At 71.9% G+C, this 24,781-nt stretch carries 21 protein-coding genes and 1 pseudogene; 12 read left to right on the plus strand and 10 right to left on the minus strand.

Going from position 1 to position 24,781, the window contains the following annotated elements; all coding sequences use genetic code 11:
- The first annotated feature begins 664 nt into the window (after nt 1-664).
- The 8 genes and pseudogenes from ACFC0Z_RS19650 to ACFC0Z_RS19685 form a co-directional block, all read left to right on the plus strand.
- A complete protein-coding gene (locus tag ACFC0Z_RS19650; protein WP_020133169.1) occupies nt 665-868 on the plus strand; it encodes a cold-shock protein in 204 nt (67 codons plus the stop codon).
- 351 nt (nt 869-1,219) lie between these two features.
- The gene (locus tag ACFC0Z_RS19655; protein ID WP_376439354.1) at nt 1,220-2,719 is read left to right on the plus strand and encodes a DEAD/DEAH box helicase; all 1,500 of its coding nucleotides are present in this window, start codon (nt 1,220-1,222) and stop codon (nt 2,717-2,719) included.
- A 199-nt stretch (nt 2,720-2,918) separates the two neighbouring features.
- The gene (locus tag ACFC0Z_RS19660; RefSeq protein WP_376439357.1) at nt 2,919-3,152 is read left to right on the plus strand and encodes a hypothetical protein; all 234 of its coding nucleotides are present in this window, start codon (nt 2,919-2,921) and stop codon (nt 3,150-3,152) included.
- Between the two features lie 49 nt (nt 3,153-3,201).
- Nucleotides 3,202-3,507: an SCO5918 family protein gene (locus ACFC0Z_RS19665; RefSeq protein WP_376439358.1), complete on the plus strand. Its 306-nt coding sequence runs from the start codon at nt 3,202-3,204 to the stop codon at nt 3,505-3,507.
- Nucleotides 3,508-4,250: 743 nt separating this feature from the next.
- Nucleotides 4,251-4,589 carry a MerR family transcriptional regulator gene (locus ACFC0Z_RS19670; RefSeq protein ID WP_073908295.1) on the plus strand — a complete coding sequence of 113 codons (339 nt, stop codon included), beginning with the start codon at nt 4,251-4,253 and terminating at the stop codon, nt 4,587-4,589.
- Nucleotides 4,590-5,092: 503 nt separating this feature from the next.
- Nucleotides 5,093-5,602, plus strand: a complete 510-nt coding sequence (locus tag ACFC0Z_RS19675) for a hypothetical protein (RefSeq protein ID WP_376439361.1) — start codon at nt 5,093-5,095, stop codon at nt 5,600-5,602.
- 156 nt (nt 5,603-5,758) lie between these two features.
- Nucleotides 5,759-6,322 (plus strand): DUF5994 family protein, encoded by a 564-nt coding sequence (locus tag ACFC0Z_RS19680; RefSeq protein ID WP_376439363.1) that lies wholly within the window; start codon nt 5,759-5,761, stop codon nt 6,320-6,322.
- A gap of 29 nt (nt 6,323-6,351) precedes the next feature.
- A pseudogene (locus tag ACFC0Z_RS19685) lies at nt 6,352-6,555 on the plus strand (hypothetical protein); the annotation flags it as partial.
- Nucleotides 6,556-6,810: 255 nt separating this feature from the next.
- Here ACFC0Z_RS19685 and ACFC0Z_RS19690 read toward each other — a convergent pair.
- The 4 genes from ACFC0Z_RS19690 to ACFC0Z_RS19705 all read right to left on the minus strand — a co-directional run bounded on the left by ACFC0Z_RS19690 (nt 6,811) and on the right by ACFC0Z_RS19705 (nt 12,037).
- Nucleotides 6,811-8,373, minus strand: coding sequence for an AMP-binding protein (locus tag ACFC0Z_RS19690; protein ID WP_376439366.1), 1,563 nt, complete (start codon nt 8,371-8,373; stop codon nt 6,811-6,813).
- A 158-nt stretch (nt 8,374-8,531) separates the two neighbouring features.
- Nucleotides 8,532-9,425 carry an alpha/beta fold hydrolase gene (locus tag ACFC0Z_RS19695; protein ID WP_376439368.1) on the minus strand — a complete coding sequence of 298 codons (894 nt, stop codon included), beginning with the start codon at nt 9,423-9,425 and terminating at the stop codon, nt 8,532-8,534.
- 150 nt (nt 9,426-9,575) lie between these two features.
- Nucleotides 9,576-10,973 (minus strand): DHA2 family efflux MFS transporter permease subunit, encoded by a 1,398-nt coding sequence (locus ACFC0Z_RS19700; protein ID WP_376439370.1) that lies wholly within the window; start codon nt 10,971-10,973, stop codon nt 9,576-9,578.
- Between the two features lie 293 nt (nt 10,974-11,266).
- A complete protein-coding gene (locus ACFC0Z_RS19705) occupies nt 11,267-12,037 on the minus strand; it encodes a DUF4232 domain-containing protein (RefSeq protein WP_376439373.1) in 771 nt (256 codons plus the stop codon).
- Between the two features lie 195 nt (nt 12,038-12,232).
- On the opposite strand from ACFC0Z_RS19705, the gene ACFC0Z_RS19710 reads away from it, so the two are divergent.
- Together ACFC0Z_RS19710 and ACFC0Z_RS19715 are read left to right on the plus strand one after the other, a co-directional pair.
- Complete coding sequence (locus ACFC0Z_RS19710) at nt 12,233-13,480, plus strand: helix-turn-helix domain-containing protein (RefSeq protein WP_376439376.1); 1,248 nt, start codon at nt 12,233-12,235, stop codon at nt 13,478-13,480.
- A gap of 77 nt (nt 13,481-13,557) precedes the next feature.
- Entirely contained in the window at nt 13,558-14,193 is a 636-nt protein-coding gene (locus ACFC0Z_RS19715) for a histidine phosphatase family protein (RefSeq protein WP_376439379.1), read from the plus strand.
- Here ACFC0Z_RS19715 and ACFC0Z_RS19720 read toward each other — a convergent pair.
- The 4 genes from ACFC0Z_RS19720 to ACFC0Z_RS19735 are packed head-to-tail and all read right to left on the minus strand — an operon-like array spanning nt 14,173 to nt 17,434.
- Complete coding sequence (locus tag ACFC0Z_RS19720) at nt 14,173-14,907, minus strand: lysophospholipid acyltransferase family protein (protein WP_376439382.1); 735 nt, start codon at nt 14,905-14,907, stop codon at nt 14,173-14,175. The genes ACFC0Z_RS19715 and ACFC0Z_RS19720 overlap by 21 nt on opposite strands.
- Nucleotides 14,908-14,911: 4 nt before the next feature.
- Nucleotides 14,912-16,165, minus strand: a complete 1,254-nt coding sequence (locus ACFC0Z_RS19725) for a hypothetical protein (RefSeq protein ID WP_376439385.1) — start codon at nt 16,163-16,165, stop codon at nt 14,912-14,914.
- 10 nt (nt 16,166-16,175) lie between these two features.
- Nucleotides 16,176-17,198: a beta-ketoacyl-ACP synthase III gene (locus tag ACFC0Z_RS19730; RefSeq protein WP_376439388.1), complete on the minus strand. Its 1,023-nt coding sequence runs from the start codon at nt 17,196-17,198 to the stop codon at nt 16,176-16,178.
- Complete coding sequence (locus tag ACFC0Z_RS19735; RefSeq protein ID WP_376439391.1) at nt 17,195-17,434, minus strand: acyl carrier protein; 240 nt, start codon at nt 17,432-17,434, stop codon at nt 17,195-17,197. Before ACFC0Z_RS19735 ends, ACFC0Z_RS19730 begins: the two co-directional genes overlap by 4 nt.
- Nucleotides 17,435-17,620: 186 nt before the next feature.
- Between ACFC0Z_RS19735 and ACFC0Z_RS19740 the strand changes: the two genes are divergently transcribed.
- Entirely contained in the window at nt 17,621-18,196 is a 576-nt protein-coding gene (locus ACFC0Z_RS19740) for a YdeI family protein (protein WP_376439393.1), read from the plus strand.
- 24 nt (nt 18,197-18,220) lie between these two features.
- Here ACFC0Z_RS19740 and ACFC0Z_RS19745 read toward each other — a convergent pair whose 3' ends face one another.
- Complete coding sequence (locus ACFC0Z_RS19745) at nt 18,221-18,580, minus strand: hypothetical protein (protein WP_376439396.1); 360 nt, start codon at nt 18,578-18,580, stop codon at nt 18,221-18,223.
- Nucleotides 18,581-18,655: 75 nt separating this feature from the next.
- Here ACFC0Z_RS19745 and ACFC0Z_RS19750 point away from each other — a divergent pair, with 75 nt between their 5' ends.
- Nucleotides 18,656-19,480: an alpha/beta fold hydrolase gene (locus ACFC0Z_RS19750; RefSeq protein WP_376439398.1), complete on the plus strand. Its 825-nt coding sequence runs from the start codon at nt 18,656-18,658 to the stop codon at nt 19,478-19,480.
- 62 nt (nt 19,481-19,542) lie between these two features.
- Here ACFC0Z_RS19750 and ACFC0Z_RS19755 read toward each other — a convergent pair whose 3' ends face one another.
- Nucleotides 19,543-24,744, minus strand: a complete 5,202-nt coding sequence (locus ACFC0Z_RS19755) for a DUF5979 domain-containing protein (protein ID WP_376439400.1) — start codon at nt 24,742-24,744, stop codon at nt 19,543-19,545.
- Between the last annotated feature and the right edge of the window lie 37 nt (nt 24,745-24,781).

Consider the following 24,781-nt stretch of genomic DNA (forward strand, 5'->3'; position numbering starts at 1 on the left):
TCCCCATCAACGCCTCCCGCCCGGGGACGGGGAACGAGTCACGCGCCCCTTTCACCCCATGTGACCAGCACTGATCCCCGACAAGGGGGAAAGATTCCACCCGAACGAGGCAGGCGGACGCCCATGATGCGACCGCTGTCCTCCGGAATCGCCGCGACCGAGCCCCGAGTGGGAGCGGCCAAGGCGACGATGCTTCCCAAGCTTTTTCAGCGCGGGTTCGATTCCCGTCATCCGCTCTTGCGAGCAGGCCCAGGTCAGAGACCTGGGCCTTCTTCGTTGTCCGGGACGGCTTCATCGTCGCGTGGGGCGTCTGGTACGGGACGGGGAACCGGACCGCTCCCGGAGAGGGCCCGCGCTTCCGAAATGCTGCACTCAGGGTGAGTCACTATCTATGATCGCGGGCCGAGAATTTACCGGGCCTCGCGGGGAGAGTTTCTACCGCAACACACAGAGGGCGATTGATCTATACGCAGAAGCCGCTGCGACCTGCTACTGTCGATATCAGTTGCAGTTTTGGTACCCAAAGACTTCAAGTGTCTCCAGGCGGCCCTCCGCCGCGCAGGAGCACTTTTTATTTCCGGTCATTTTCCGGGCAGGGCATCATCGCGGCGACACGGCATCCGTAAAGTGCGGATGCCGATGTACTGCCCAAAGGAGATATGACATGGCTGCTGGCACCGTGAAGTGGTTCAACGCGGAAAAGGGCTTCGGCTTCATCGAGCAGGACGGTGGCGGCCCCGACGTGTTCGCCCACTACTCGAACATCGCCGCCCAGGGCTTCCGCGAGCTGCAGGAAGGCCAGAAGGTCACCTTCGACATCGCGCAGGGCCAGAAGGGCCCGACGGCCGAGAACATCGTTCCCGCCTGAAGCTGACGCGTAGTTCGTAGCTGGGGCCCGCATCCCTCGGGGTGCGGGCCCCAGCTGCAGGCATTTTCAGGCAGCGTTTCCCCCTACGGGACGGCCATCGACGTCCGCCGCCCATGGGCCCTCCGAGGACGCCCGCCCACTTCGAACCTGTGTCCCTCCGCCGCCCTGGATCCCTGGATATCGACGTCCACCTGACGTCACTCTCTTTCGGTTTCAGCGCCTGCACCGACACAGAATCCATGCGAGCAATATTCGCTTTCGCATTATCTTCGGCCCGTTCTTTCGGTTCCCCGCACCGCTCCACCGCTGCGGGAATTCCTTGATGACGTGCCGCATCAAGGAAGGTTCTGAATGAACCCCACACGCACGAACAGCCGCTCCTCCCGCAGCCGCCGCACCGGCGGCTCCGCCTTCGGCTCCACCGCCGCTCCCGTCCGGTCCGGTCGCTTCGGTTCGGCCGCCCCCAGCCGTGCGGGAGACCCGAGCCGCTCGGGCGGCCGCGGCCGTCGGCCCGCCGCGGTGCAGGGAGAGTTCGCCCTCCCCAAGACGATCACGCCCCCGCTGCCCGCCGTCGAGGCGTTCGGCGCGCTCGACATGCCCAGGGAGCTCCTGGCCGCGCTCACCGCGCAGGGCGTGTCCGTGCCGTTCCCGATCCAGGGCGCGACCCTGCCGAACTCCCTCGTGGGCCGTGACGTGCTGGGCCGCGGCCGGACCGGCTCCGGCAAGACCCTCGCCTTCGGCCTGGCCCTCCTGGCCCGCACCGCCGGGCAGCGCGCCGAGCCCCGTCGGCCGATCGCCCTCGTCCTCGTCCCCACCCGCGAGCTGGCCCAGCAGGTGACCGACGCCCTCACGCCGTACGCCCGCGCCGTCAGGCTGCGCCTGGCGACCGTGGTCGGCGGCATGCCCATCGGGCGCCAGGCCGGCGCCCTGCGCGGCGGTGCCGAGGTCGTCGTCGCCACCCCCGGGCGCCTCAAGGACCTCATCGACCGAGGCGACTGCGGGCTGGACCAGGTCGCGATCACCGTCCTGGACGAGGCCGACCAGATGGCCGACCTGGGCTTCATGCCCCAGGTCACCGCTCTCCTGGACCAGGTACGCCCCGAGGGCCAGCGGATGCTGTTCTCCGCCACCCTGGACCGCAACGTCGACCTCCTGGTCCGCCGCTACCTCACCGACCCCGTCGTCCACTCCGTCGACCCCTCCCAGGGTGCGGTCACCACGATGGAACACCACCTCCTGCACGTGCACGGCGCCGACAAGCACCGGGTGACGACGGAGATCGCGGCGCGCGAGGGACGGGTGATCATGTTCCTGGACACCAAGCACGCCGTGGACCGGCTCACCCAGGACCTCCTCGACAGCGGAGTCCGCGCCGCGGGGCTCCACGGCGGCAAGTCCCAGCCCCAGCGCACCCGCACCCTCGCCCAGTTCAAGACGGGCCACGTCACCGTCCTGGTGGCCACGAACGTCGCCGCCCGTGGCATCCACGTCGACAACCTCGACCTCGTCGTCAACGTGGATCCGCCGACCGACCACAAGGACTACCTCCACCGCGGCGGCCGCACCGCCCGCGCGGGCGAGTCCGGCAGCGTCGTCACCCTGGTCACCGCCAACCAGAGGCGCGGCCTGACCCGCCTCATGGCCACCGCCGGCATCGTGCCCCGGACCACCCAGGTCCGCTCCGGCGAGGAAGCGCTCCACCGGATCACCGGCGCCCGGACCCCCTCCGGCGTCCCGGTCACCATCACCGCGCCGACGGCCGAGCCGCGTAAGCGCGGCCCGGTGTCCCGCGGTCGGCGCAGCGCCGCCTCGGCGGCCCGCCGCGCGAGCTCGCAGCGGGCCGGCGCGTGAGCCCGCGGCGGTCCGCCGTCCGCCTGGCGGTCCGCACGTCGTGTGAAGAGGAATCCGACCCATCGCCGCAGGAGGCATTGTGACGCCGTCCCAGACTTTGACGCTGGTTCAGACGCAGCCCCGCTCAGCGAACGCCAACCCCGTGGACAGGAAGGTGGCCGACCTCACGGAAACGGCCGCACCGCGGGTCGGTGACGACATGACCGTGGAAGTGGCCCTGTCCGTCGTGATCAGTGCCCGCTCGGAGCATCTGCTCATCTGCGACGACGACGGTCTGTGTACCCGGCTGGTCACCCGGGCCCAGCTCGCCGTCGTCCGTGACAGCAGCACGTACACGGACCGCATCCGGCTGCGCGACATCCCCGGCGACCACCGGCCGTTCACCTCGCCCCCCACCCGGATCGCCCCGGCCGGACGCCCTCACCCCGCCTGAACCGACTCACCGCGACCGGCCCCTTCCCCCCCTCTCCCTGTGAGGCACCATGCGTTGCGTCATCGCCCGGTACCCGTTCGATCTGACCAAGAGCGGCGTCCTGGAATCCATGAAGGGCATCAAGCCCGAGCCGGTCACCGGTGAATCCGTGATCATCGGTCGCCGCGCCTATCCCGCCAAGCAGGTCGGCCAGGTCATCACCCGCCAGGACCGCCGTGACTTCAGCTCCGGCGAAGTCCTGAGGGCCATGGCCAGGCTCGGTTTCACCTGCCGAGGGCTTGCCGACGCCGACGCACCCGACCTCACCCCGGTGCAGCAGGCATCCGCGATGCTCGGCACCCCGGTCGCCGTCTGACCGACGGGACCGGCGCGAGCCGCCACCGGACAGCCTGAGGAGGGCCCGACCCGCACACGTGCCGGTCGGGCCCTCCCGCGTACGACGGGCTTCCCGGCCGCGCTGCGACAAAGGACTACTTCTCCTCTCGACACGCAAAAATCTATCTCGGCCAGAGTAGACATTGATTGGTGACGTGGTTATGGTTTCTCTCGTAGCCCAGAGAGACAAGAAGGCCGGGCAGAGATGAACTGCCGGGCAGCAGTACCCGCAAGTGCAGTTGGCAGGGCGGTGCGGTGGTGGAGTTCCGAAGCCAGGATTGTCAGCAGGACGGCGACGGGACTGACGACCGCACCGGGTGGCCCGCAGTGATCAGGGGCCGCCGTGCACGGGACCACGGTCATGACCGTCGCGGTGCCCGTAAGCGCAGTACCAGCAGTACGCAGTACCAGCAATACGCAGTACCAGCAATACGCAGTCCCCATTGGGAAGCAGTTGATCACCGAGGGAAGAACGGAGGGACCGAGCGCCATCAGGATCGCCCGGGCGGAACTCTTGACCCCGGGTACCGCAGGACATCGATAGTGAGGTGGTCTCCGGTCAAGCAATCGCGATCCCCGCGAGCCCGACAGTGTCTCGGTCGGGTCGGCGGAAACAGAAGGCCGGTGCAGTATCAGGACCGGCAGATGGTGTAGTAGTTCCTTCGGGGCCCTGGTGCCAGTACGGCACCAGGGCCCCTCCACGCGTTCACCAGAGAGGTGCAAGTGACAGCAGACGACTCCTTCGGCCGTCTCGACGACGACGACTACCCCGCCTACACGATGGGCCGGGCCGCCGAGATGGTCGGCACCACCCAGGGATTCCTGCGCGCCCTCGGCGAAGCGCGCCTCATCACTCCGCTGCGTTCCGGCGGCGGCCACCGCCGCTACTCCCGCTACCAGCTGCGCATCGCCGCCCGCGCCCGGGAGCTGGTCGACCAGGGCACCCCCATCGAGGCCGCCTGCCGGATCATCATCCTCGAAGACCAGCTCGAAGAAGCCCAGCGCATCAACGCCGAGTACCGCCGCGCCGCCGAATCATCCCCGCCGCCGGCCTCGGAGTGAGTCGAGTGAGCCCGTAGATTGCGCGGAGCCCTGCTCCGATACGGGTTCCCGCCGTCCTCTCTTGAACAGCTCACCGATCCTGTTGCCCCGCGCGTCCACGACGACATGGGTCCGCCACTGGCAGATGTCCGCCATCGGCCACCTGTTCGGGAAGCACTTCGGCTGCCTGGGTGACGTTGTCCTGCGGTGACGTCCAGTCGGCCATCGTCTCCCGCCGGTCCCCAGCGTGCCTCGTAGAGCGCTGCACCGGCGACCGCGTCCTGTGCGGCGGGCCCGGCCGTCGAGGCGCATCCTGGTGCCGAGATCGCCGGTGGCGGGCCCGGCTCCCGTGCCCGCCGGGCCGTGGCAGATGCGCTGCACGGCCCGTCCGCCGCCCTGCGGAAGGGAGCGGGACGACAGTCGGATCGCCCGGGGATCCCGATCGCTCGGAGAGCCTCGGGGAGGAGCTGCTGGGTGGCCTCCTGGACCGGTCCCACGAGCTGCCACCGCATCAGGTCGGGCCGGTGCTCGCCGACACGGTGGCGCGGCTGGGGGGACGGGAACCGCAGATCCTGCTCCAGGACCACGGACAGCAGCGGCTGGTCCCCCTGCCGGGCGAAGGGCTGGCGGCCGGCGAACCGCAGGCCATCGACGACTCCGAGGCCGGCCGGTGCTTCCTCACCTCACGCCCGGTCGAACTCGTACTGTCCGACGGCGTACGGGTCCTGCTGCCCTCGATGAGCGTCGCCGCCGAGATCCAGTGGTCGCTGCCGCCGCCCCTGTCGATGGTGACGCCGCCCGTCACCGTCGCCGGCGTCCTCGAACCCGCCTACGACGTGGCGGGCGACAGCTTCGACTACGCCCTGAACGGGGACACCTTCCACCTCGCCATGATCGACGGGGTGAACCGGCTGGAGAAGGCGGACCGGCAGGTCCGGGCGGTGGCACGGGACCTCTCCCACACCCTCAAACGGGCACGCGGCGAGGCCACTTCGGACGACGCCACACTGGTCATGATCGAGTGGCGCGGATGACGCTCGGGATCAGTCAGGGCGGCTCGTCCGGCCGCTGGGCGGAGTACGCTGAAAGTACCGGGAGTAACTCGAACACCCGCTCCCACGCGGACGTCGTTTCCGGCGATCAAGACACTGGGCCGCCCTGCAGGGCGGCCCGGAGACGGGTCCGCGATCATGACCGCCACCCTCGCACCCCTGCTTTCGGCGCGCCTGTCACTGACACCGAAGACCACACTCGTCGGCCTCCTGGACGGCGCCTGGCGGCCTCGCTCGCATGACCTGGCCGTCGAACTCCCGCCTCTGGTCGACGCGTTGGAAGAGCACTTCGGACGCATCACGCGCGTCGCGGTGAACCCCACCCACTGGCCCGTCGTCCCGCACAAGGTCGCCGTCACCGGGCGCACCGTGCACGTCGGCTGGTTCACCGAACAGGATCCCGACAAGATGATCCTGCTCTCCTACGCCGTCGGCCGCTGCGACCTCCTGGTGATCCCGCCCGAAACCGAACCCGCCTCGGCAGCACGGCTCATGACCACCGCCGCCCTCCCCGGCAGCATCCTGGCCGCCGGCGCCCTGATGTCCGACGAGGCCGCGATCAGCCGACGCGTACGGGACACCCGGGACGCCCGCGGCAGCGAGGACGCCTGGGAGACCGACGGCGGCGCGGCCCCGGCGCCCCCGCGACACCCGCTCATCGGCGCGCGGATGATCCCCATGCCGGGCATGCTCCGGAGGTGACCCCGTAGAAACCCTGATCACGCTCGCCGTACGAAGCCACCGAAGGCAACCGCCTCCTCGGAGTCCCCGGGCCGAAGCTGCGGAACGACCTGCGCATCCCGGAGGAGGACCGGGCCGCCGCCTGCACCTACCTCACCGGCGAGAACCTGATCACCGTCGACTGGGAACCGGGCAACACCCCCGCGATGGTCTCCCTCACCCACCAGGGCATCCGCCGCATGGAGGCCGAAGATTCCCGTCATCCGTGCTTCTACGAAGCCCCAGGTCAGAGACCTGGGGCTTCGTTGTTGTCCAGCGGGGCCACATCATCGTCCGCGCCACCATGCGAGGCGGCGGCCGTCCCGGCGAACCGCCGTCGCTCCGGGCAGCCGCTCGTGAACGAAGGCCCAGGTCAGGGACCAGGGCCTTCTTCATTCGTCGAGATCTCTCAAGGCTGCCGTGACCTCCGCGTGAGCCGGCCTCGCCCTCCTGCGTCGCGGGGCTGCCGCTCAGGAGAGTGCCCGGCGGAGTGCGTGCTTGTCGGGCTTGCCGATGCCGCTGAGCGGGATGGACTTCAGGACGTGGAACCTGTGGGGGACGTGGAGACCGCTCTTGCGGGCGGCGACGAAGCGGCGCAGTTCGTCGATGTCCGTGCTGTGGCCGCCGGCGGGCACGATGGCGGCGTGGACGTGCTCGGACGTGTCGTCGCGCACGCCGAAGACGGCGCACTGGGCGACGGCGGGGTGGGCCGTCAGCACTTCCTCGATCTCGCTGGGATAGACGCGGGTTCCGTCGACGGTGATCGTGTCCTGGCCTCGGTCGGCGAGGAAGAGGTAGCCGTCGTCGTCGAGGTAGCCGATGTCGCCGGTGCGCACCCAGCCGTCACTCAGTACGCGGGCGGTCAGTTCGGGCTGCTTCCAGTAGCCGTTCATGGCGCTGTGGGCGCGGGCGTGGATCTCGCCTTCGCTGCCGTTCGGGAGGGCGCCGCCGTGCCGGTCGACGACGCGGAGTTCGACGCCGGGCATGGCGCGGCCGACGGTGATCTGTCCGTGCCGGCCGACGCGGTCGTGTTCTTCGGGGCCCACCTCGGTGAGCCCGAGCGTCTCGTTCTGCCCGTACCAGCTGTGCAGCACCTTGCCGAAGACGCTTTCGGTCTGCCGCAGCCTGGACGTCGAGGCGGGGCTGCCGCCGTAGGTGACCTGCCGGACGCTGGAGGTGTCGGTGGCGGGCAGCGCGGGATGGTCGAGGAGCTGGTGCAGGAGGGGCGGCTGGAGGAACAGCCGGGTGACCCGCTCGCGTTCGATCGCCGCGAGGGCCTCGCCGGGATCGAAGGCGGGCTGGAGGACGACGGAACCGCCCTGGAGGAGCGCCACGTCCGCCCAGAGCCCCGCGATGTGCGTGAGCGGCGTACAGGCGAGATAGCGGGGCGGGTCGCCCGCGCGGGAGCACAGGTGGTCCAGGGTGCGGCGGTACGGGCCGTGCTTCATCTGCAGGCTCTTCGGCATCCCGGTCGTGGTGCCGCCGGTGTGGCGGATGCACCAGTCGTCGTCGGCGCCGACGGGCACGGTGACGGGTGCCGACGGCTGCCGGGCCGCCGCCGCGCAGAGGTCGTCGGCGTGCGGATGCGGGCCCAGGGCCGCCACCATCGGGACGTGGAGAAGCGGCTTCAGCCGGTCCAGGTCCGCGTACCGGGTCGGGTCGGCCAGCAGCAGTTCGGTGTCGGCGACGTCCACCAGGTGCGCCAGGGCGTCCGCGTTCAGCCCGTCGTACAGGGGTGTCACGCGCGCCCCGGCCAGGTTGGCCGCGTAGCGCGCGACGAGGGCCTCAGCGGTGTTGCCGGTGAGCAGGGAGACGGTCTGCCCGGGCCGGACGCCTCGCGCGATCAGCTCTCGGGCGAGCCGGTGGACGCTGTCGCGCAGCTCGCCCGCGGTGATCCGCCGACGGTCGGGGCAGATGATCACGGGCAGGTCGGGACGGCGCGCCAGGGTGTGGAGGAGGGCGTCCGTGTAGGTGACGAAGCCGTGGTCGGCGGACTCGGGCGTCACGGCCGTCTCGGGGCGGAGGTCGGACATCGGTGTCCTTCGGGAGAGGGGCGGGATGAGTGCGGTGGCGGAGTGGTAGTCGGGGGGCACCGGGGAGCCGGGGAGCCGGGGAGCCGGGGAGCCGGGGAGCCGGGGAGCCGGGGAGCCGGGGAGCCGGGGAGCCGGGGAGCCGGGGAGCCGGGGAGCCGTTACGGGATCAGGGCGGCCGGCCTCGCGTGGTGTTCGACGGGCGTGAGGTACGGCAGGTCGTCGAGGGACTGATCGGTGAAGAAGCGATCCAGCAACTGGGACATCTCCGAAGGCCGTTCGAGATGGCAGAGGTGATCGGCGCCCCGGATCAGGGTGAAGACGCTTCCGGCGATGGTCGCGGCGACCTCGCGCCCGAGGTCGGGGTGGGTGAGGCTGTCGTGTTCACCGGTGAAGACCAGCGCCGGAACGTCCCGGACGCCCCCGGGCCGTAGCCCCTGCCAGTCGATGACACGGTAGGTCGAGGCGAGATGCCGGGGGATGTCGGCCTGTGTGACCGAGCCCATCGTGCGGGCGAGGACGCGGGTGACGACTGCCCGCTTGTGGACCTCCCGCTCGGCGGGGGACAACAGGGCCGCGATGCTCATACGGGCGTAGGCGCCGGCGTCACCGGACTCCAGGGCGTCGGCCATCGTCCGCAGCGCGGCGCGCTGGTCCGGCGGGTAGACGGGAGCGGCGCCCACCAGGGCCAGGCGGGCGACGCGTTCGGGATGCCTCTGGGCGAGGCCGTAGGCGATCGGCATGGCGTAGGAGGCCCCGAAGAGGTTCACCCGTCCCAGGCCCAGCCGGTCCAGGAGGTCCACCAGGGCGCCGGTCAGGAAGTCGAAGTCGTACGAGGCGGGCAGCACGTCGGCCGCGCCCGATCCCGGCAGGTCCACGCTGACGACGGTCGCGGACGCCGCCCAGCGCGCTTCGAGCCGCTGGTAGGCGTACATGTCCTGGAAGGCGCCGCCGAGGACGACGACGGCCTCGGTGGCGGGAGCAACGTTCTCGACGATCCGGCACCGGTAGCCGAAGCCGTCGAAGGTGAGGTGACGGATCCTCTCAGTGTTCATTCCCCGTCAACAGGGACGTGCGGGCATAGGTCACGCGATGGGTGATCATCTGACCGGAGACCGGCCACCGACCCCTGTCACCGGTCCTGTCACCGGTCCTGTCACCGGTCCCGCCACCGGTCCTGTCCCGCGCGGCCCGTCCGGAACCCGTCAGGGCCGTCCCCCGGCTGTCGCCAGAGGCGCCGAGGCCGAGGCCGCGGCCCGGCGGCCGGGCAGCAGTGCTGCCGCGACGACGGCGCAGAGGGCGAGGGCGGCCGTCAGGCCGAAGGCCTGGGCGAAGGCCGTGGCGCCGTGGCCGCCGCGCTGGAGCAGGACGGCGAGGACGGCGATGCCGAAGGAGCCGCCGAGCTGCTGGAGGATACGCGTCGTGGTGCTGGCGTCCGCGACCTGGGAGCTCTCCAGCCCCTGGTAGGCGCCGACCGTGACGGCGAGGTTGACGGCGCTCGTACCGAGACCGCGGAAGAACAGAGCGACGGCGATCACCGAGCCCTCGCCCACCGAGGCGGCGAAGGGCCACGTCGCGGCCGCGCTCAGCAGCAGGCCGGCCACCACGACCGGACGCGGCCCGATCCTGTCGGTGAGGACGCCGGCCACCCGCGCCGCCAGCGCGCCGAGGCCCTGCGGCACGAGCAGGAGCCCGGTGGCGACGACGCCCTTGTCGAGTACGACCTGGCAGTACAGGGGCAGCAGGAACATCCCGCCGTACATGGTCGAACCGCCGACGAACATCAGCACCGCCGACGCGGCGAAGGAGCGCAGCCGGAACAGACCCATGTCGATGAGGGGCGCGCTGCTCCTGAGGCTCCGTCCGACGAACGCGGCGACCAGGACGGCCCCCGCCGCCATCGGCAGGAGTGCCCGCCCGCCTCCCGCGCCGTCCTGGCCGCCGCACTGCGCGAGCCCGTACACGAGTGCGGTCACTCCCGGGCAGACCAGCACCATCCCCACGACATCGAGGCGGGAGGCCCGCTGCCGGGGATCCGGGGGAACACCTCGCCAGGCGAGGAACAGCGCGAGCGCGCAGACGGGCAGGTTGACGTAGAAGATCCAGCGCCAGTCGAGATGCCCGAGCAGCAGCCCGCCGAACACCGGCCCCAGGACCGGGCCGAGGAGAGCGGGCAGCGAGACGACCGCGACGAGCCGCCCGACCTGTCGCCCGCCGCTGGCCCGGATGACGATGGTCTGCAGGACCGGCATCATCAGCCCCCCACCGGCCCCCTGCACACCTCTGAACACGACCAGGGACCCGACGCTCCAGGCACAGGCGCACAGCAGCGAGCCGACGAGGAACAGGACCAGAGCGCTCAGCCAGACCCGCCGCGTCCCGAACCGGTCACCGGCCCAGCCGCTCACCGGCATGACCATCGCGAACGCCAGCAGGTAGGCGGTGCTCACCCATTGCACGGTCGTCGTCGCGGCACCGAGCTCGTCGGCGAGGACGTCGACCGCGACGGAGACGATCGTGCTGTCGAGCAGCGGGGCGAAGGCACCCACGGCGAGCACACCGCACAGCCTGAGCAAGGCGGGATCAAGGCGTTCCTTGGGCATGTGCCCCCTCGGTCGGTCACGGATGCGCTCCGACAACGATCAGAGGCCCGATGCCGTCACGGACCACCCGCCCCGGCGCACACGCCGGACTCCCGGGCTGCGGTCGGCGCACTGGCACGGGGACGGTCGCTCGGCCTGGCATGAGCGAGGAGCACCTGGCCGGCAACCTCGATCGTCGTCCGCGCAACTCGACCGACCGCGCCCCAGCCGTGCCCTTCGGAGCGGTCCGAAACGCACACCTAGGCGGTCGACGCGCCTGCGGGAGGAGCCCCGGGACTCTCCCGGAACCGCGCTCAGAAGGCGCGCAGCGCGTCGCGGGTGTTGGTGCGGTACAGGCCGACCTTCGGGTGGGCGACGGTGCCCGGCTTGGTCAGGCGGAGGCTGACGCCGTCCGCGTTCGGCATGTGACGCTGGTCGGCGAGGACGTTGACCTCGTCGGCCACCGGGCCCTTGCCGCCCGACGGGTTGAGGTTCACGGCCGCGTAGGCGGTGGCGCCGGGGCGCACCGGGTACGCCGGGGCGCCGCCCAGTCCGCCGGGGGCCGTGGCCTGGAGGCCGAGCGCGCTGCCCTTGGCGCTGAAACCGACGGTGGGGAAGTAGTCCAGTCCGCAGGAGGTGGAACCGTTGTTGGTCACGGTGATGACGCGGACGGTGGCCGGAGCGCCCGTCGGGGAGGTGACCCTGACGGTCAGGTCGCGCGCCGAGCAGGGGTGGTTGTAGGCGTAGGAGTCGCCGGTCGTGTCCGCCGCCTTGCTCTTGCCGCTCGTACGGGCCTTCGCCGGGGTGGCGGTGGTCGTGGCGGCTCGGGATGCCGTGGCCGTTTCCGTGGTCGGGGCGGTGGTCGGGGCGGTGGAGGCGGACTCTGCGGACGGGGCGGCCGCGGTGGGCTCCTCGGACGGCTTCGCCGTCTCGGTCGCGGCCTGCTGGTCCGCGCTCTTGGCCGGGGCGGGGTTCGCGGCCGGCCCGCCGGCGTTGTCCGAGCCGCCGCCGCAGGCGGTCAGGGCCAGAGCGAGGCCGGCGGTGACGGCGGCCAGGGCGGTGGTGCGGAGTCGGTAGGTGCGCATGGGAGTTCTCCGTATCGGTGCGGTGTCGTCGGACCGGAGCTGCTGTTCCGGTCGGTGATGACGCAACTGTGGGGGCGGTTTCGTCCCAGTGGCGTCCCTACCGGGATAGTTGGAACCCTGGAACGCTCCCGACCCCTCTCACCAGGGGGAACGGGCGACCCTGGAACGTGCTTGCGGGATGAGGGGGAGGGTGGAATGGCCACCGAGACGGAGACGGAACGGTTCGCGCGGCTGATGCGCGGGTTCAAGGAGCGCTCGGGGCGCAGCTACGGCACGCTCGCGAAGCGGCTGCACTCCAGCAACTCGACGCTGCACCGCTATTGCAGCGGCGCGGCGGTGCCCACGGACTACGCCCCGGTGGAGCGGTTCGCGCGGGTCTGCGGTGCCTCGGCCGACGAGCTGCTCGCGCTGCATCAGCAGTGGCTGCTGGCGCTGGTGGAGCGGCGGCAGGGGGTGCCGGAGGGGGTGCCGGACGGGGTGCCGGACGGGGTGCCCGCGGCGGCGCCCACGTCTGCGCCCGCGGCGGCGGAGACCGAACCCGGCCCCGGGCCCGAACCCGCGCCGGTGTCGGCGGTGCTCGCGGACTCCCCCGACGTCCTCGTCCAGCCGGGCGCCGTCCGGGACGCCTCCGTACCCACGACCCGGCGCCGTCGGCTGCTGCTCGCTGTCGCGGCCACCGTGGCCACCGCCGCCGTGGCGGGGGCCGCCGCCGCCGTCTCCGCCATGGGCGACAGGGGTCCCGGGGCCACGAGCCACGGAGCCGTCCCCTCGGTGACGTCCGCGTCCGCCTCGCCGGCCACCGCCAAGGCGGGGGCCTCCCCCGCCGCCCCGTTCACGGTCACCGTCCTGCCCGACAACTGGGACACCCCCTGCGACCAGTGGTTCGCCCTGGACAAGGCGCCCGGCACGGTCCCCCCGCCCCCCGCCGGGCAGGCGACCGAGGGGTGGGCCCGGGCCCTGGGCGCCGCCCCGGCGGGTCACCTGCGCATGCAGCTGACCGTCCAGGGCACCGAGAGCAAGGCCACGGTCCTGCACGCGCTGTACGTCCATGTCGTGAGCGGCCGCAAGGCTCCCGCCTGGAACGCGTACACCATGGGCGCGGGTTGCGGCGGCACGCTGGTGCCCGCCTCCTTCGCCGTGAACCTGGACGACGCCTCGCCGAGGGCCAGGCCCGTACCCGGGAAGGAGGGCGAGCGTCCGACGCCCACGACCGACTTCCCGTACAAGGTCTCCACCACCGACCCCCAGGTGCTGAACGTCGACGCCTCCACCCTCGGCCGGGACGTCAGCTGGTACCTGGAGCTGGCCTGGAGCAGCGGCGGCCGCAAGGGCACCACCCGCATCGACGACCACGGCCGCCCGTTCCGCACGGTCGCCCTGAACGCCGGCCACGACTACTGGTACGAGGAGGGCGCCAACGCCTGGCTGCCGTACACGGAATGAAAGGCGGTGTCCGAGAGCCTGTGGTGCCGTTGAGGAGGTGAGCGGCCTCGTGGTGGCCGGTTGCCTTGGGAGGGCACATGCGTCTCTTGCTGATCCGTCACGGCCAGACGGCCGCGAACCTGGCGGCCGCCCTCGACACGGCGGCCCCCGGATCGCCCTTGACGGAGGTCGGGCACCGGCAGGCCGAGGAGCTGGTCGGCGTCCTGCGGGAGGAGCCGATCGGGGCGGTGTTCGTCTCGCCGCTCACGCGGGCCCGTCAGACGGCGGAGCCGCTGTCCGCGGCACTCGGGCTGCCGTCAGTCGTACGTGAGGGTCTCCGGGAGCTGGAGGCGGGTGCCTGGGAGCTGAGTACGTCGGGGGACGACGTCAGCCGGTACGCGGCGGTCGCCTCGGCGTGGGCGTGCGGGCGTCCCGACGTTCCGATGCCGGGGGCGTCCGACGGGAGGGACTTCCTCGGCCGGTTCGACGCGGTGATGGCCGAGGCGGCGGGCTGCGGGGCCTCCGTCGCCGCGCTGGTGACGCACGGCACGGCGATCAGGATCTGGGCGGCGGCCCGGACGGACAACGTCTGCATCGGGTTCGCCCTGGAGAACGAGGTGCCCAACACGGGTGTCGTCGTCGTGGAGGGCACGCCGGCCGACGGCTGGCGGGTGCGCTCGTGGGCCGGGGTGGAGGTCGGGGAACGGACCGAGTCAGCTCTCCTGGTGGGGTGAGCTCCAGGCCGGGGGCGCCTTGCGAGGGGCCGGCAGGTCGACGAGCTCCTGCCCGGACAGGTCGGCGATGCGGTGCATGAGACGGAGCGTCGTCTCCCGCAGTGCCGCGGTGGTCGGGAAGCCGTCGGCGCGGCGCTCGTGGTCGTGGGCCCGGGTGGCGAGCGGCGGCCCGAACCTGATCCGGACGGGGTGGCGGCGCAGCCGGGTGGTGCCGATGGGCTGCACGCGGTCGGTGCCGGTGATGCCGAAGGGAACGAGGGGGGCGCCGCTGATGAGGGCGAGCGCGGCGGCTCCCGGCCGGCCTCGGTAGAGCCTGCCGTCGGGTGAGCGCGTGCCCTCGGGGTAGAGCGCGAGGAGCCCGTCGTCGTCCAGGACCCCACGGCCGGTGTCCAGGACGGCCCGCGCGGCTGCCGACCCGCCGTACCGGTCCACGGGCAGCACCCCGAGACGGCGGTAGTACTGCGCCAGCAGCCGTCCTCCGACGCCGGGGCGGGTGAAGTACTCCTCCTTTCCGAGGATGACGACCCTGCGGGGGACGGCGGCGTAGAGGAACAGGGTGTCGCAGACGGCGAGGTGGTTCCCCGCCAGGAGTACGGGCCCGGTGGCCGGGATGTGCTCGGCACCCGTGACGGTCACCGGGCAGTGGGTGCGGGCGACGAGGCGCATGGCGGCGCGCACGGTGCGGTAGGTGAGGTGCGGCGGTCGGTGCGTCATGGCGTCACGAGGGGGAAGGCCCGGTCGGGGCGAGGACGTCGACGGCCTGGAGCCACAGGTCGGCCAGCTTCTCGGCGGCGGGCAGCGCGGTGTCCGCCGTGAAGGTGCAGACGGCCTCGTCGCGCCACAGGACGAGCGTCGGCTGGTACGGGAAGGGGGCCGGGAGGCAGTGCAGATTGGTGAAGCGGGCGGCGCGGCGGCCGGCGAAGCCGATGTCGGCGGTGAAGCCCAGGACGGTGGTCTGCAGACCGGCACGCGCGAACACCTGCCCCGAGAGCCTGCGGACACCGGTGACGCCGAGCTGCCCCATCGCCTTTCCCATGGCCCAGCGGACCCCGGGATCCTTCAGCGGCCTCGTGCGGTCGGCGACGATCCTGGCCCGTTCGCGGAGATCGCTCCGGTCCCAAGGGAGGTCGACCAGGGCCAGGGCGAAGCGGTTTCCGGTGTAGGGGGTCACCCCGGTCTGTTCCAGGGACACGGGGAGGACGATGCCGCGGGTCCGTCTGCCCTCCGCCGTCCAGCCCGTGGGGTCGGCCGCCTCCGCGACCCCGGTCAGGGCGGCGAGGTGCAGGTCCAGGACCGAGCACCCCAGCGACCGTGCCGCCGCGCGCAGGCGCCCGACGGGCACCACGGCCGAAGTGACCACCCGTCGGTTCTCGGGCGGCCCCGGCAGCAGAGGCCGTCGAGGTGCCCGTACGAGCAGACGACGGGTTGCTGCGGCGGTGTGGAGGCGGCCGGTGACACGCGCGCCGAAGGCCGGAGGTTCCTTGTCGCGCTGCGGCGGCGAAACGTTCATGGCGGGTACGGGTTCGGTGCGGGCGAACAGCAGACGGACCAGCCTCATCAGACTGACACCGTCGTGGAGAGCGTGGTGAGCGCGGTAGCAGAGGAGATATCCGTTCCTGTCCCCGTCCTCGTCGGCGACCAGCAGCACCTCCCACGGCCGTTGGGCGCATGCGGGCGCCGGTGCGTTGACCAGGGCGTCGTACGCCCGTGACCAGTCACCGGAACGACAGCCCGGCACGGGGAGCCGACGCACGTGGTCGGCGAGATGGTCGGCGCAGCCGACCAGCGGCGGCAGCAGGGGAAGACGCCGTCGTACGTGGTCCAGCACCGTCTCCACACCAGGAGGCGGCCCCTGCATCTCCATGGCCGCGCCGATGTGGAGGTAGTGGACCGACTCCTCCATCTCGCGGATCGTCCGATCGAGCGCCGGATAGGCGACGGCCGCCCCGGTCATGTCCGTCCCCTCCGTCATGGCCGTCCTCTCATTCGCCCGGCGTCAGTTCGGGCCAGACGACGGTGGTGGCCCCCCAGGTCAGGCCGGCGCCGAACGCCGCGATCACCAGGCGGGCACCGGGCGCGAGAGAACCGTCCCGCACCGAGTGGTCGAGCAGCAGCGGCACCGAGGCCGCGGAGGTGTTGGCCACGTGGTCGATGTTCGCGAGCCAGCGTTCTCCCGGCACGGCGAGTCGGGTCGACAGCGCCTGGCAGATGCGCGCGTTCGCCTGGTGGATCGCGACGCGGTCGACGGCGGGGAGGTCCCAGCCGGTCCTGTCGGCGGCCTCGCCGATCGCCGCGCCCATCCGCTCGACCGCGTTCCGGAACACCTGCCGTCCGTCCATGCGCACGTAAGGGCGCGGTTCGTCGGCGGTGTAGTCGTAGCCGGTGCGGGAGCCTCCCCGCGGCGTGCCCAGCAGACCCGCGCCGTCGCCGTCGCTGCCCAGGACGAAGGGCCCGAGAGCTCCCGGCTCGTCGGCGCGGCCCGCCCGCAGAACGGCCGCTCCCGCGCCGTCTCCGAAGATCGCGGCAGTCGTCCGGTCCATGGGGTCGGTGACGGCGGACATGGTGTCCGCCCCGATCACGAGGACCCGTTCCGCCGTTCCGCCGGCGATGAAGCCCGCGGCCACCGACAGCGCGTACACGAACCCGGCACACGCCGCGCCGAGGTCGAGGGCGGCCACACCGGACAGCCCGAGGCGGGAGGCGATCTCGGGTGCGCACGAGGGGATCAGCCGGTCGGGCGTCGACGTCGCCAGCAGAACGGCGTCGACCTGCCCGTGCCCCTGGGACTTCAGGGCGCGCGCCCCCGCCTCCACGGCCATGTCGACGGTCGCCGTCCCCGGTTCCACGCGGCGCCGGCTGCGGACGCCCGTGCGCTTCTGGATCCAGTCGTCGGTCACGCCCAACCGCTCCGCGACCTCGGTGTTGGGCACCACCAGGGGCGGCAGCCACGCGCCGAGGCCGCACAGGACGGCCGCCGGCGTCCCGCCGTTCCGCGCGGCCGTCACCGGGCGGCGGTCCGCTGCTGGTGCTCTTCGAGCAGCGTCGCCATCGCCCCGACCGTCGCGCACGCGGCGAGGTCGTCCTCGTGGACCACGACGCCCCACTCCTCCTGCGCGACCATGGAGAGTTCGGTCACGGACAGGGAGTCGAGGCCCGCCTCCTCCGGCGTCGCCTCGGCACGCACGGCGTCCGCCGGCAGCCCGAGCCTGTTCACCAGCGTTTCCCGCAGCCACTCGTACACGGCTCTCCCCGCTCCTCGCATCCGTCGCCGCGGCAGCGCGGCATTTCCGGGTCAACGTCCCAGATGCGCATCTTGGACAGGTAGTGGCGAGCACCCCCAGGGGTGAACGCCTGCTGTGGATTCCCTCGATAGGGGGACCGGTGGCGCTGTGTTGTCGCCGGAGGTCGCCTGTGATTCGCTGGCGGAATGGCTCAGGACCTGGAGATCGTCGTGTTCGCGTCCGCCGAGGAGTTCGAGGCGTGGCTCGGGGAGCACCACGCCGAGTCGGCGGGGATCTGGCTCAAGCTGCGGAAGAAGGCGCCCGGAGTCGTCGCGCTGACCTATGCGGAGGCGGTCGACGTGGCGCTCTGTCACGGGTGGATCGACGGGCAGAAGGCGAAGGCCGACGACGAGTGGTGGCTCCAGCGGTTCACTCCGCGCAGGCCGCGCAGCCGGTGGTCGAAGATCAACCGGGACAAGGTGGCCGCCCTGACCGCCCAGGGCCGGATGCGTCCGTCCGGCCAGGCCGAGATCGACCGCGCGAAGGCCGACGGCCGCTGGGACGCCGCCTACGACAGCCCGCGGACCGCCACCGTCCCGGAGGACCTCGCCGCCGCCCTGGCCGCCGACCCGGCGGCGGCCGCCTTCTTCGAGACCCTCGACCGCCCGAACCGGTACGCGATCCTGTACCGCGTCCAGGACGCCAAGAGGCCCGAGACCCGGGCCCGTCGCATCGCGCAGTTCGTGTCGATGCTGGCGAAGGGCGAGAAGCCGCACCCGTGAGCGGCGGGAGGACGCGACCGGCCGCTACCGGGCCCGCCCGCGCGCCGTCCTCGCCCGTCCCACCAGCGTGAACACGAGGACGCCCGTGGTGGCGCCGAGGGCGATCGCCAGGCCGTCCGCGAGGGCGCGGGGCGTCACCGGCCGGAGGGTGTCCAGGGCGGGGAAGAGGACCCCGGCCCCCGCGCACGCGGCGAGCACGCCCGCCGGCCAGTCGCGGCGCGGCCGGAACCACTCCGCGAGCAGGCCCACCGCCAGGTAGGCGATCAGGCTCGTCGAGAAGTCGAAGAGGGCGACCAGCACTCCGCCGACGGCGCAGACCACCCAGCATCCGACGATCTCCCACCTCGCGTCGCGCCAGGTGACGACCTCGCGTTCGTCCGCCAATTCCCCTCCCTCTCTCCGCGTTTCCCGATCAGATGTTCTGATGATCACCCTCTCTACCTACCGTAAGGACCCCGCATGACCTGGTCGGAACTCACGGTCGTCCGCGACGGCGTCCGCCTCTCCTGCCGCGACTGGGGCGCCCCGGGCGGCTCGGGCGGCTCGGACGGTTCCGGACCCGATGTCGTCCTGCTGCACGGGCTCGCCGGGCACGTCGGTGAATGGGACGTCATCGCCGCGGAGTTGAGCGCCCGCCACCGGGTCGTCGCCGTGGACCAGCGGGGTCACGGCGCGAGCGAGCGGCGCCCGGCGGACGTCTCGCGGGCCGCGTACGTCGCGGACGTCGTCGCCGTACGCGAACGGCTCGGGCTCCGGAACCCCGTCCTGGTCGGGCAGTCCATGGGCGGGCACACCGCCATGCTCGCCGCCTCCGCGCACCCGGAGCTCTTCCGCGCGCTCGTGCTCGTGGAGGCCGGGCCCGGCGGGTCTACCCCCGAGAGCCAGGAGCGGATCGGCGGCTGGTTCGACTCCTGGCCCCGGCCGTTCCCCTCCCGCGAGGCCGCCGTCGAGTTCCTCGGCGGCGGACCCGTCGGCGAGGGGTGGGCGGCCGGTCTGGAGGAGCGCGACGGCGGCTGGTGGCCGCGCTTCGACAACGACGTGATGGTCGAGTCGCTGACCGAGAACGCCCAGCGGTCCTTCTGGGACGAGTGGGAGGCGGTCGCCTGCCCCACCCTGGCCGTCCTCGGCCAGACCGGCTTCCTCCCGCCCGCGGAGGTCGACGAGATGCTCGGGCGGCGGCCCGGGACCCGGGCCCTGAGCGTTCCCGGGACGGGGCATGACGTCCATCTGGAGCGCCCGGACGTCCTGGGACGCGTACTCCGGGAGTTCCTGGGAGACGTCTGAGGAAAGGGTGAAGGCCCAGGTCGGGGACGACCTGGGCCTTCACTCGTTTCCTGCCTGACTGATCAGCCGTTGCGGCGGCGCGTCGCCCTGCGGGCGACGAAGCCGAGGGTCAGGGCCAGGGCCGCCAGGAGCCCCGCGAGGAGCGTCCACGGGCCCGTGCCCGTGTCGGAGAGGCTGCCTCCGTCCTCCTTCGGGCCGGGCGCCGGGGGCGGGCCCGTACTCGTGGAGGGGGTGGGGGTCGGCCCCGTGGGGGTCGGGTCGGTCGGCGTGGGTGTCGGCGTCGGATCCGTCGGCGTGGGCGTCGGGGTCGGATCCGTCGGCGTCGGGGTCGGCGTCGGCGGCGTCGCGAAGGTGTTCGTCACGTCGACCGTCGCCTTTCCGTCCACCGTGACCTCGCCGTCCGTGCGTCCGTCGGACGCCTTGTACGTGACCGTGTCACCGTCCGGAACGTCCGTCTCCGTCACCGTGCACGTGGCGCCGTCCGGGACGGAGACCTCGCGGGTCTCGCCGTCGGAGAGGCTGAAGGCCGCGTCCTCCGCCGCGAGCGGGACCGCGCCCTGGTCGGTCGTGCAGGCGAGGGTGAAGGCGTACGGGCCCGCGCCGCCGTTCACGACGTGCTTGGTGACCTCGACCAGGCCGGCCGGGAAGGTGTTCGTGACGGTGATGGTCGCCGTGTCGGAGCCGGAGGCGGTGATCACCACCGGGTTGTCGGCGGTGCCGTGGTCGACGACCGTCTCCGCCGCGCCGCCCGTGTCGGTCTCCTCCGCCCAGCAAAGGGTGTTGACCGGGAGGGGCTTGATCGTCACCGGTTCGTCGGCGGTCACCTCGTACTCCTTGTGGAGGACCAGGTCGCCCGGCTCGCCCGACGCCGTCGGCAGCGCGCAGGAGACGTCCACCGTGAAGGTGCGGCCGTCGGCGTACGCGGCGGCGTCACCGTCCACCGTCTTGACGAGCTTCAGCTCACCGAAGACGTACGTGTTGGTGATCTCGGCCGTCTGGACGGAGGGGTCCACCAGGCCCGGCTTGATCGTGACGGTGAGGGGGTCGTTCTCGGGGTGGTTCGCGCTGCCGCCCCGCGCGTTCTCCTCCCAGACCTCGCACTCCGCGCCCGCCGGGATCGAGTCGATCGTCACGGGCTTGTCCACGGAGACCTTGTAGTCCGCGTCGAGGACCGTCCGCTCGGGGCGGCCCTGCGGCTTGATGACGCAGGTGACGTGGAAGGGGAACGGGGCCTTGGAGAGGCCGGGGGTGAGGGCGGACGGGTGGTCGCCGAGCGCCTTCGTCAGCTTCAGGCCGCCGTAGGCCAGGGCCACGCCCACCTGGATGGGTTCGTTCGCCTGGAGCACGCGCGGCGAACCGGCGCGGTCCGTCGTCTCGTTGTGGGCGTACGAGTTCCACGCGATGGTCGGGTCGCCGTTGTGGGCGACGTCCAGCGGGGTGTCCATCGCGTAGGTGACGTCGACCGTGCCGCCCGGGGGGAGCGGGGTCGGGAACGCGAGGTCGAGGCGGGTGCCGACGGCCTTCGGGCCGAAGGTGTCGTCCCAGGTGCCGGCGGCGCACACCGCCGCGTTCGAGCCCGCGCCGCCCATGCCGAGGTCGTCGGTGCAGAGCGGTTCGTCGTTCTCGTACGAGACGGTCATCGTGCCCGGTCCGGTCAGCTCGGGGCGCGAGGCGAGGGTGGGGCGCTTGTCCCAGGCCGTGCCCCGGCTGACGTCGAGGATGACGCCCTTGTCGCCCTGGACCGGGAAGCGGTCGACGACGCGCATGGCCGTGCCGTTCTCGGTTCCGGAGTTCTGGATGCGCATCAGGTAGTGGTACCGGTCGCCCGGGTTGACCAGGGCGACGCACGGGGTGGTGGTGTACTGGCGGCCGGTGGCGTCCTTCGCCGAGAGGCAGGAGGGGTCGCCGACGGGGACGACCGTGCCGCCGCGCTGGTCGAACCAGCCCAGCTCGTCACGGCCGGAGACCCACTTGCGGGCGGAGAACGAGGCGCCGGACTTGGCCGTCAGCGTCGCGGAGGCGACGCAGTACAGGCCGGAGCCGAAGGTCGCCCCGTCCGCCTGCGACGGGCCGTCGCAGGTCATGTCCTTGTCGGAGGAGGTCGCGCCCATGGTGTTGGTGGCGACGTCACCGGCGTTGATGCCGGCTTCCAGGCTGACGTGGATCTCGATGGTGAGGGTGGCGCCGGGCGCGAGCACCCAGGCCTTGCCGTCGGCGTCCTTCGAGAAGTCCCAGCTGAGGCCCGCGATCCGGGATCCGTCGGTGGTCTGCTCGAAGACCGGGGTGGGGACGGGCGGGGTGCCGTCGGGGACCTGCGTGTCGATGACCTTGTACGGCTGTCCGTTGTCGCCCTGGAAGGAGTCGAGGAACGCGATGCCGGGCGGCAGGGCGTCCTTGACCAGGAGGTTCGGGATGTTCGCCGTCCCGGTGTTGGTGACCTTCAGGTAGAAGGGCGCGTCCTCGCCGGGGGCGATCGCCGTGTTCGGCGCCTTGCTCACCGCGAGGACCGGGTCGCCCTTGACCAGGTTCAGGGTCGCGTCGACCGGCGCGATGTCCTTGGGCTTGTCCTCGTCCTCGACCTTGGTGAGGAAGCGGCCGCTCGCCGTGTCCTCCAGATGGGCCGGGACCGGCTGTCCGTTGCTCCGCAGGGCGGGGCGCGGGCTGACGGTGAAGACGAGCACACCGTCGCAGGCCGTCTTGGTGCACGGGGTGATCGTGTAGCCGTCGTTGAAGGCGCTGGTCGAGGAGTAGGTGACGCGCAGGCCGGTGACCGCGGCCGGGTCGACCCCGGAGGGCAGCGCGGCGGAGGTCGCGGGCGATCCGGCGACCCAGGCCCCGTTCACGTACGCGTCGAGTGTCACCCGGTCCGCGCCCGCCGGCATCTGGTTCGACTTGATCGCGGTGAGGTCGACGGCGTCGAAGAAGTCGGTGTCCTGGTCGGTGACTTCGAGGTACTTCGCCGACATGTTGCCGGTGTTGCGGATAGTGAGGGTGGTGTCGGCGGTCTGGCGGGGCAGGCCGGGGACGTACTCGGGGAGCTCGCCGGGGCTGATCGACTTGTTGAGCGAGGCCGAGTCGGAGGCCGGGCCGGTGCTCATGCCCGGGGAGCAGACGTTGCCGCCGGGGACGTAGTCGCCGCCCGCCGTGATCGAGTAGCAGTTGCTGAACTCGACGCCGTTGTCGACGCCTTCGCGCCGTTCGGTGACGAGGTCGACGGTGAAGCTGGACTGCGGGGGCATGTTGCCGTCGTAGAGGGCGCGGATGCCCTTCGCCCGGTGGAGGAGGTCGGTGTCGTTCGCGTCGTAGGCGACCCAGTCGCCCGTGCCGGCGGCCGGGTCCCACAGTTCGAGGGTGACCGGCGCGGAGGACGGGCGGACGCTCGCGGAGTCGATCCGGAGGACGTCGAAGGGGCTCTCGCCGGCCGGCTTGCCGTCGGGGCCCGCCGAGGGGTCGGTGAGGACCGGGTTCACCAGCGGCTTGTTGCCGTTGTTGGTGACCGTCAGGTGCATGCCGATGGGCTGGCCCGGCGGCACGTTCGTCTGGTCGACGGTCTTCTCGCCCTGGCCGGAGGTGTTCGGGGCCTCGATCGGCAGGGTCGCGCAGGCGGTGCCGGAGGCCGTACCGCTGCCGTCCGTGCGTCCCGCGTCGCCCGCGAAACCGGCGCAGTTGGAGACGCCGGGGCTGGAGCCGGTGGGCAGGTCGTCGGCGGTGACGTCACCGGTGAGGGTGCCGTGCAGGTCGAGGCCCGCGTCGGCGCCCGGCTCGATGGTCGGGTTGCCGTCCGCGTCGACGCCCGTGTAGACGACCTCGACCTTGGTGACGGTCGTCCCGGCCTTCGCCACGTCGACGGTGGTGTTCTCGGTGTACGTCTTCGTGGTGCTGGTCCCGTCGGCGTACGTGACGGTCAGCTCGGCCTTCGTCGCGCCCTTCGGGAAGCGCAGCCGCACCTGGTCCACGTCCAGCTTGCTGAACTCGCTGGTCGCCGTCGCGTCCGGCTCCGTGACCGTGATCGACTTCACCGGGAACGGCGAGCCGTTCGTGACGTCGACGAGCGTGCTGACCGGCGAGTTCTCGCCGAGCACGGCGTGTTCGCCGGTCTCCTGCGCGAAGTCCCCGTCGGTGTCGGGGATGTACTTCTTGGTGCCGGTGAGCACGAGGATGTCCGGCAGGATGTCGTACGTGTCGCAGGCCTGCGCCCCGGCGACCGTGCCCTTCGTGGCCTCCTCGGCCGACGGCACGGCACAGTTGTTCACGACGATCTTGTCCGTGGGGCGGAGGGGCGAGCCGTCCGACCGCTTGGTGTCGCGCAGCCTGAGCCCGACCTCGACGGTCCCGCCCGTCGCGTCGTACGGGAGCGGATCACCGTTGCTGTTGGTGAAGACGACCTCGACGCCGACCACCTCGTCGGGCTCGACCCCGGCGGGCAGCGGCAGCTTGCCGGGCGCGCTGATCGAGCCGCCGGTGCGGGTGGTGCCGTCCTCCGTGGTGACCACGAGGTGGGCCTCGTCGGCTCCGGCCGGGAAGCGGGTCACGGTGGCGGTGGTGAAGTCGAAGTACTCGAAGGTCTCGGCGCTGTCGTCCGTGACCGACAGCTCGGTGACCTCGGCCGATGACGAGGACTGGTTGCGTACGTTCAGGGTGACCGTCGACGTCTCGTCCGTGCCCGCGACGGCCGAGCCGTCCTCCCAGGTCTTCGTCGCGACCGGCTTGACGACGAGCGGGATGGTGATCGTGACGTCCGTGGACGAGGTCTTCGGGTCGGCGTTGTCGGCGGAGACCCGGGCGGTGTTGGTGACGGTCGTGCCGTCCTTCATGTCGGTGTCGGCCGGGACGCGCATCCCGACCTCCACCGTGCCCGCCTGACCAGCCCTCAGACCGGTCTCGCCGGTGGGGTTCTGGAGGGCCTGCTTGTAGACGATCACCAGCTTGCGGGTGGCCTCGTCGTACGTGACGTCGCGGGTGGTCGTGCTCTTGGGGAGGCTGGTCACGTCGAGCCCCGCCGGGAGGGTGTCGGTGACGGTGAAGTGCACACAGTCGACCGTCAGTCCCGAGCACTGGCCGTTCAGGGTGTAGATGAACTCGTCACCGGGCTTGAGCGGCTTGCCCCCCGTGTCGTTGGTCTTCGTGATGCCGACCGCGCTCCGGGGAACGTCGCCGGCGGCGGCCACCACGGCGGGTGCCGGGGCGGCGCAGAGCAGGCTGAGCGCGGTGGCGATTCCGACGGCCAGTCGGGCACGGCCACGTGGGGGCCGGTGTCGGGGCATGGATCAGTCCCGTCCAGAGAGTTCGACAGTGACCTCT

Source organism: Streptomyces sp. NPDC056144 (assembly GCF_042264145.1).
Taxonomy (GTDB): Bacteria; Actinomycetota; Actinomycetes; order Streptomycetales; family Streptomycetaceae; genus Streptomyces.

What these genes read in the sequence shown, in the direction of transcription:
- ACFC0Z_RS19710 (WP_376439376.1), top strand. Translation starts at nt 12,233, where the DNA reads ATGGCCACCGAGACGGAGACGGAACGGTTCGCGCGGCTGATGCGCGGG.
- ACFC0Z_RS19680 (WP_376439363.1), top strand. Translation starts at nt 5,759, where the DNA reads ATGACCGCCACCCTCGCACCCCTGCTTTCGGCGCGCCTGTCACTGACA.
- ACFC0Z_RS19650 (WP_020133169.1), top strand. Translation starts at nt 665, where the DNA reads ATGGCTGCTGGCACCGTGAAGTGGTTCAACGCGGAAAAGGGCTTCGGC.
- ACFC0Z_RS19665 (WP_376439358.1), top strand. Translation starts at nt 3,202, where the DNA reads ATGCGTTGCGTCATCGCCCGGTACCCGTTCGATCTGACCAAGAGCGGC.
- ACFC0Z_RS19700 (WP_376439370.1), bottom strand. Translation starts at nt 10,973, where the DNA reads ATGCCCAAGGAACGCCTTGATCCCGCCTTGCTCAGGCTGTGCGGTGTG.
- ACFC0Z_RS19725 (WP_376439385.1), bottom strand. Translation starts at nt 16,165, where the DNA reads ATGACGGAGGGGACGGACATGACCGGGGCGGCCGTCGCCTATCCGGCG.
- ACFC0Z_RS19720 (WP_376439382.1), bottom strand. Translation starts at nt 14,907, where the DNA reads ATGACGCACCGACCGCCGCACCTCACCTACCGCACCGTGCGCGCCGCC.
- ACFC0Z_RS19695 (WP_376439368.1), bottom strand. Translation starts at nt 9,425, where the DNA reads ATGAACACTGAGAGGATCCGTCACCTCACCTTCGACGGCTTCGGCTAC.
- ACFC0Z_RS19655 (WP_376439354.1), top strand. Translation starts at nt 1,220, where the DNA reads ATGAACCCCACACGCACGAACAGCCGCTCCTCCCGCAGCCGCCGCACC.
- ACFC0Z_RS19690 (WP_376439366.1), bottom strand. Translation starts at nt 8,373, where the DNA reads ATGTCCGACCTCCGCCCCGAGACGGCCGTGACGCCCGAGTCCGCCGAC.
- ACFC0Z_RS19705 (WP_376439373.1), bottom strand. Translation starts at nt 12,037, where the DNA reads ATGCGCACCTACCGACTCCGCACCACCGCCCTGGCCGCCGTCACCGCC.
- ACFC0Z_RS19740 (WP_376439393.1), top strand. Translation starts at nt 17,621, where the DNA reads ATGGCTCAGGACCTGGAGATCGTCGTGTTCGCGTCCGCCGAGGAGTTC.
- ACFC0Z_RS19660 (WP_376439357.1), top strand. Translation starts at nt 2,919, where the DNA reads ATGACCGTGGAAGTGGCCCTGTCCGTCGTGATCAGTGCCCGCTCGGAG.
- ACFC0Z_RS19750 (WP_376439398.1), top strand. Translation starts at nt 18,656, where the DNA reads ATGACCTGGTCGGAACTCACGGTCGTCCGCGACGGCGTCCGCCTCTCC.
- ACFC0Z_RS19755 (WP_376439400.1), bottom strand. Translation starts at nt 24,744, where the DNA reads ATGCCCCGACACCGGCCCCCACGTGGCCGTGCCCGACTGGCCGTCGGA.
- ACFC0Z_RS19715 (WP_376439379.1), top strand. Translation starts at nt 13,558, where the DNA reads ATGCGTCTCTTGCTGATCCGTCACGGCCAGACGGCCGCGAACCTGGCG.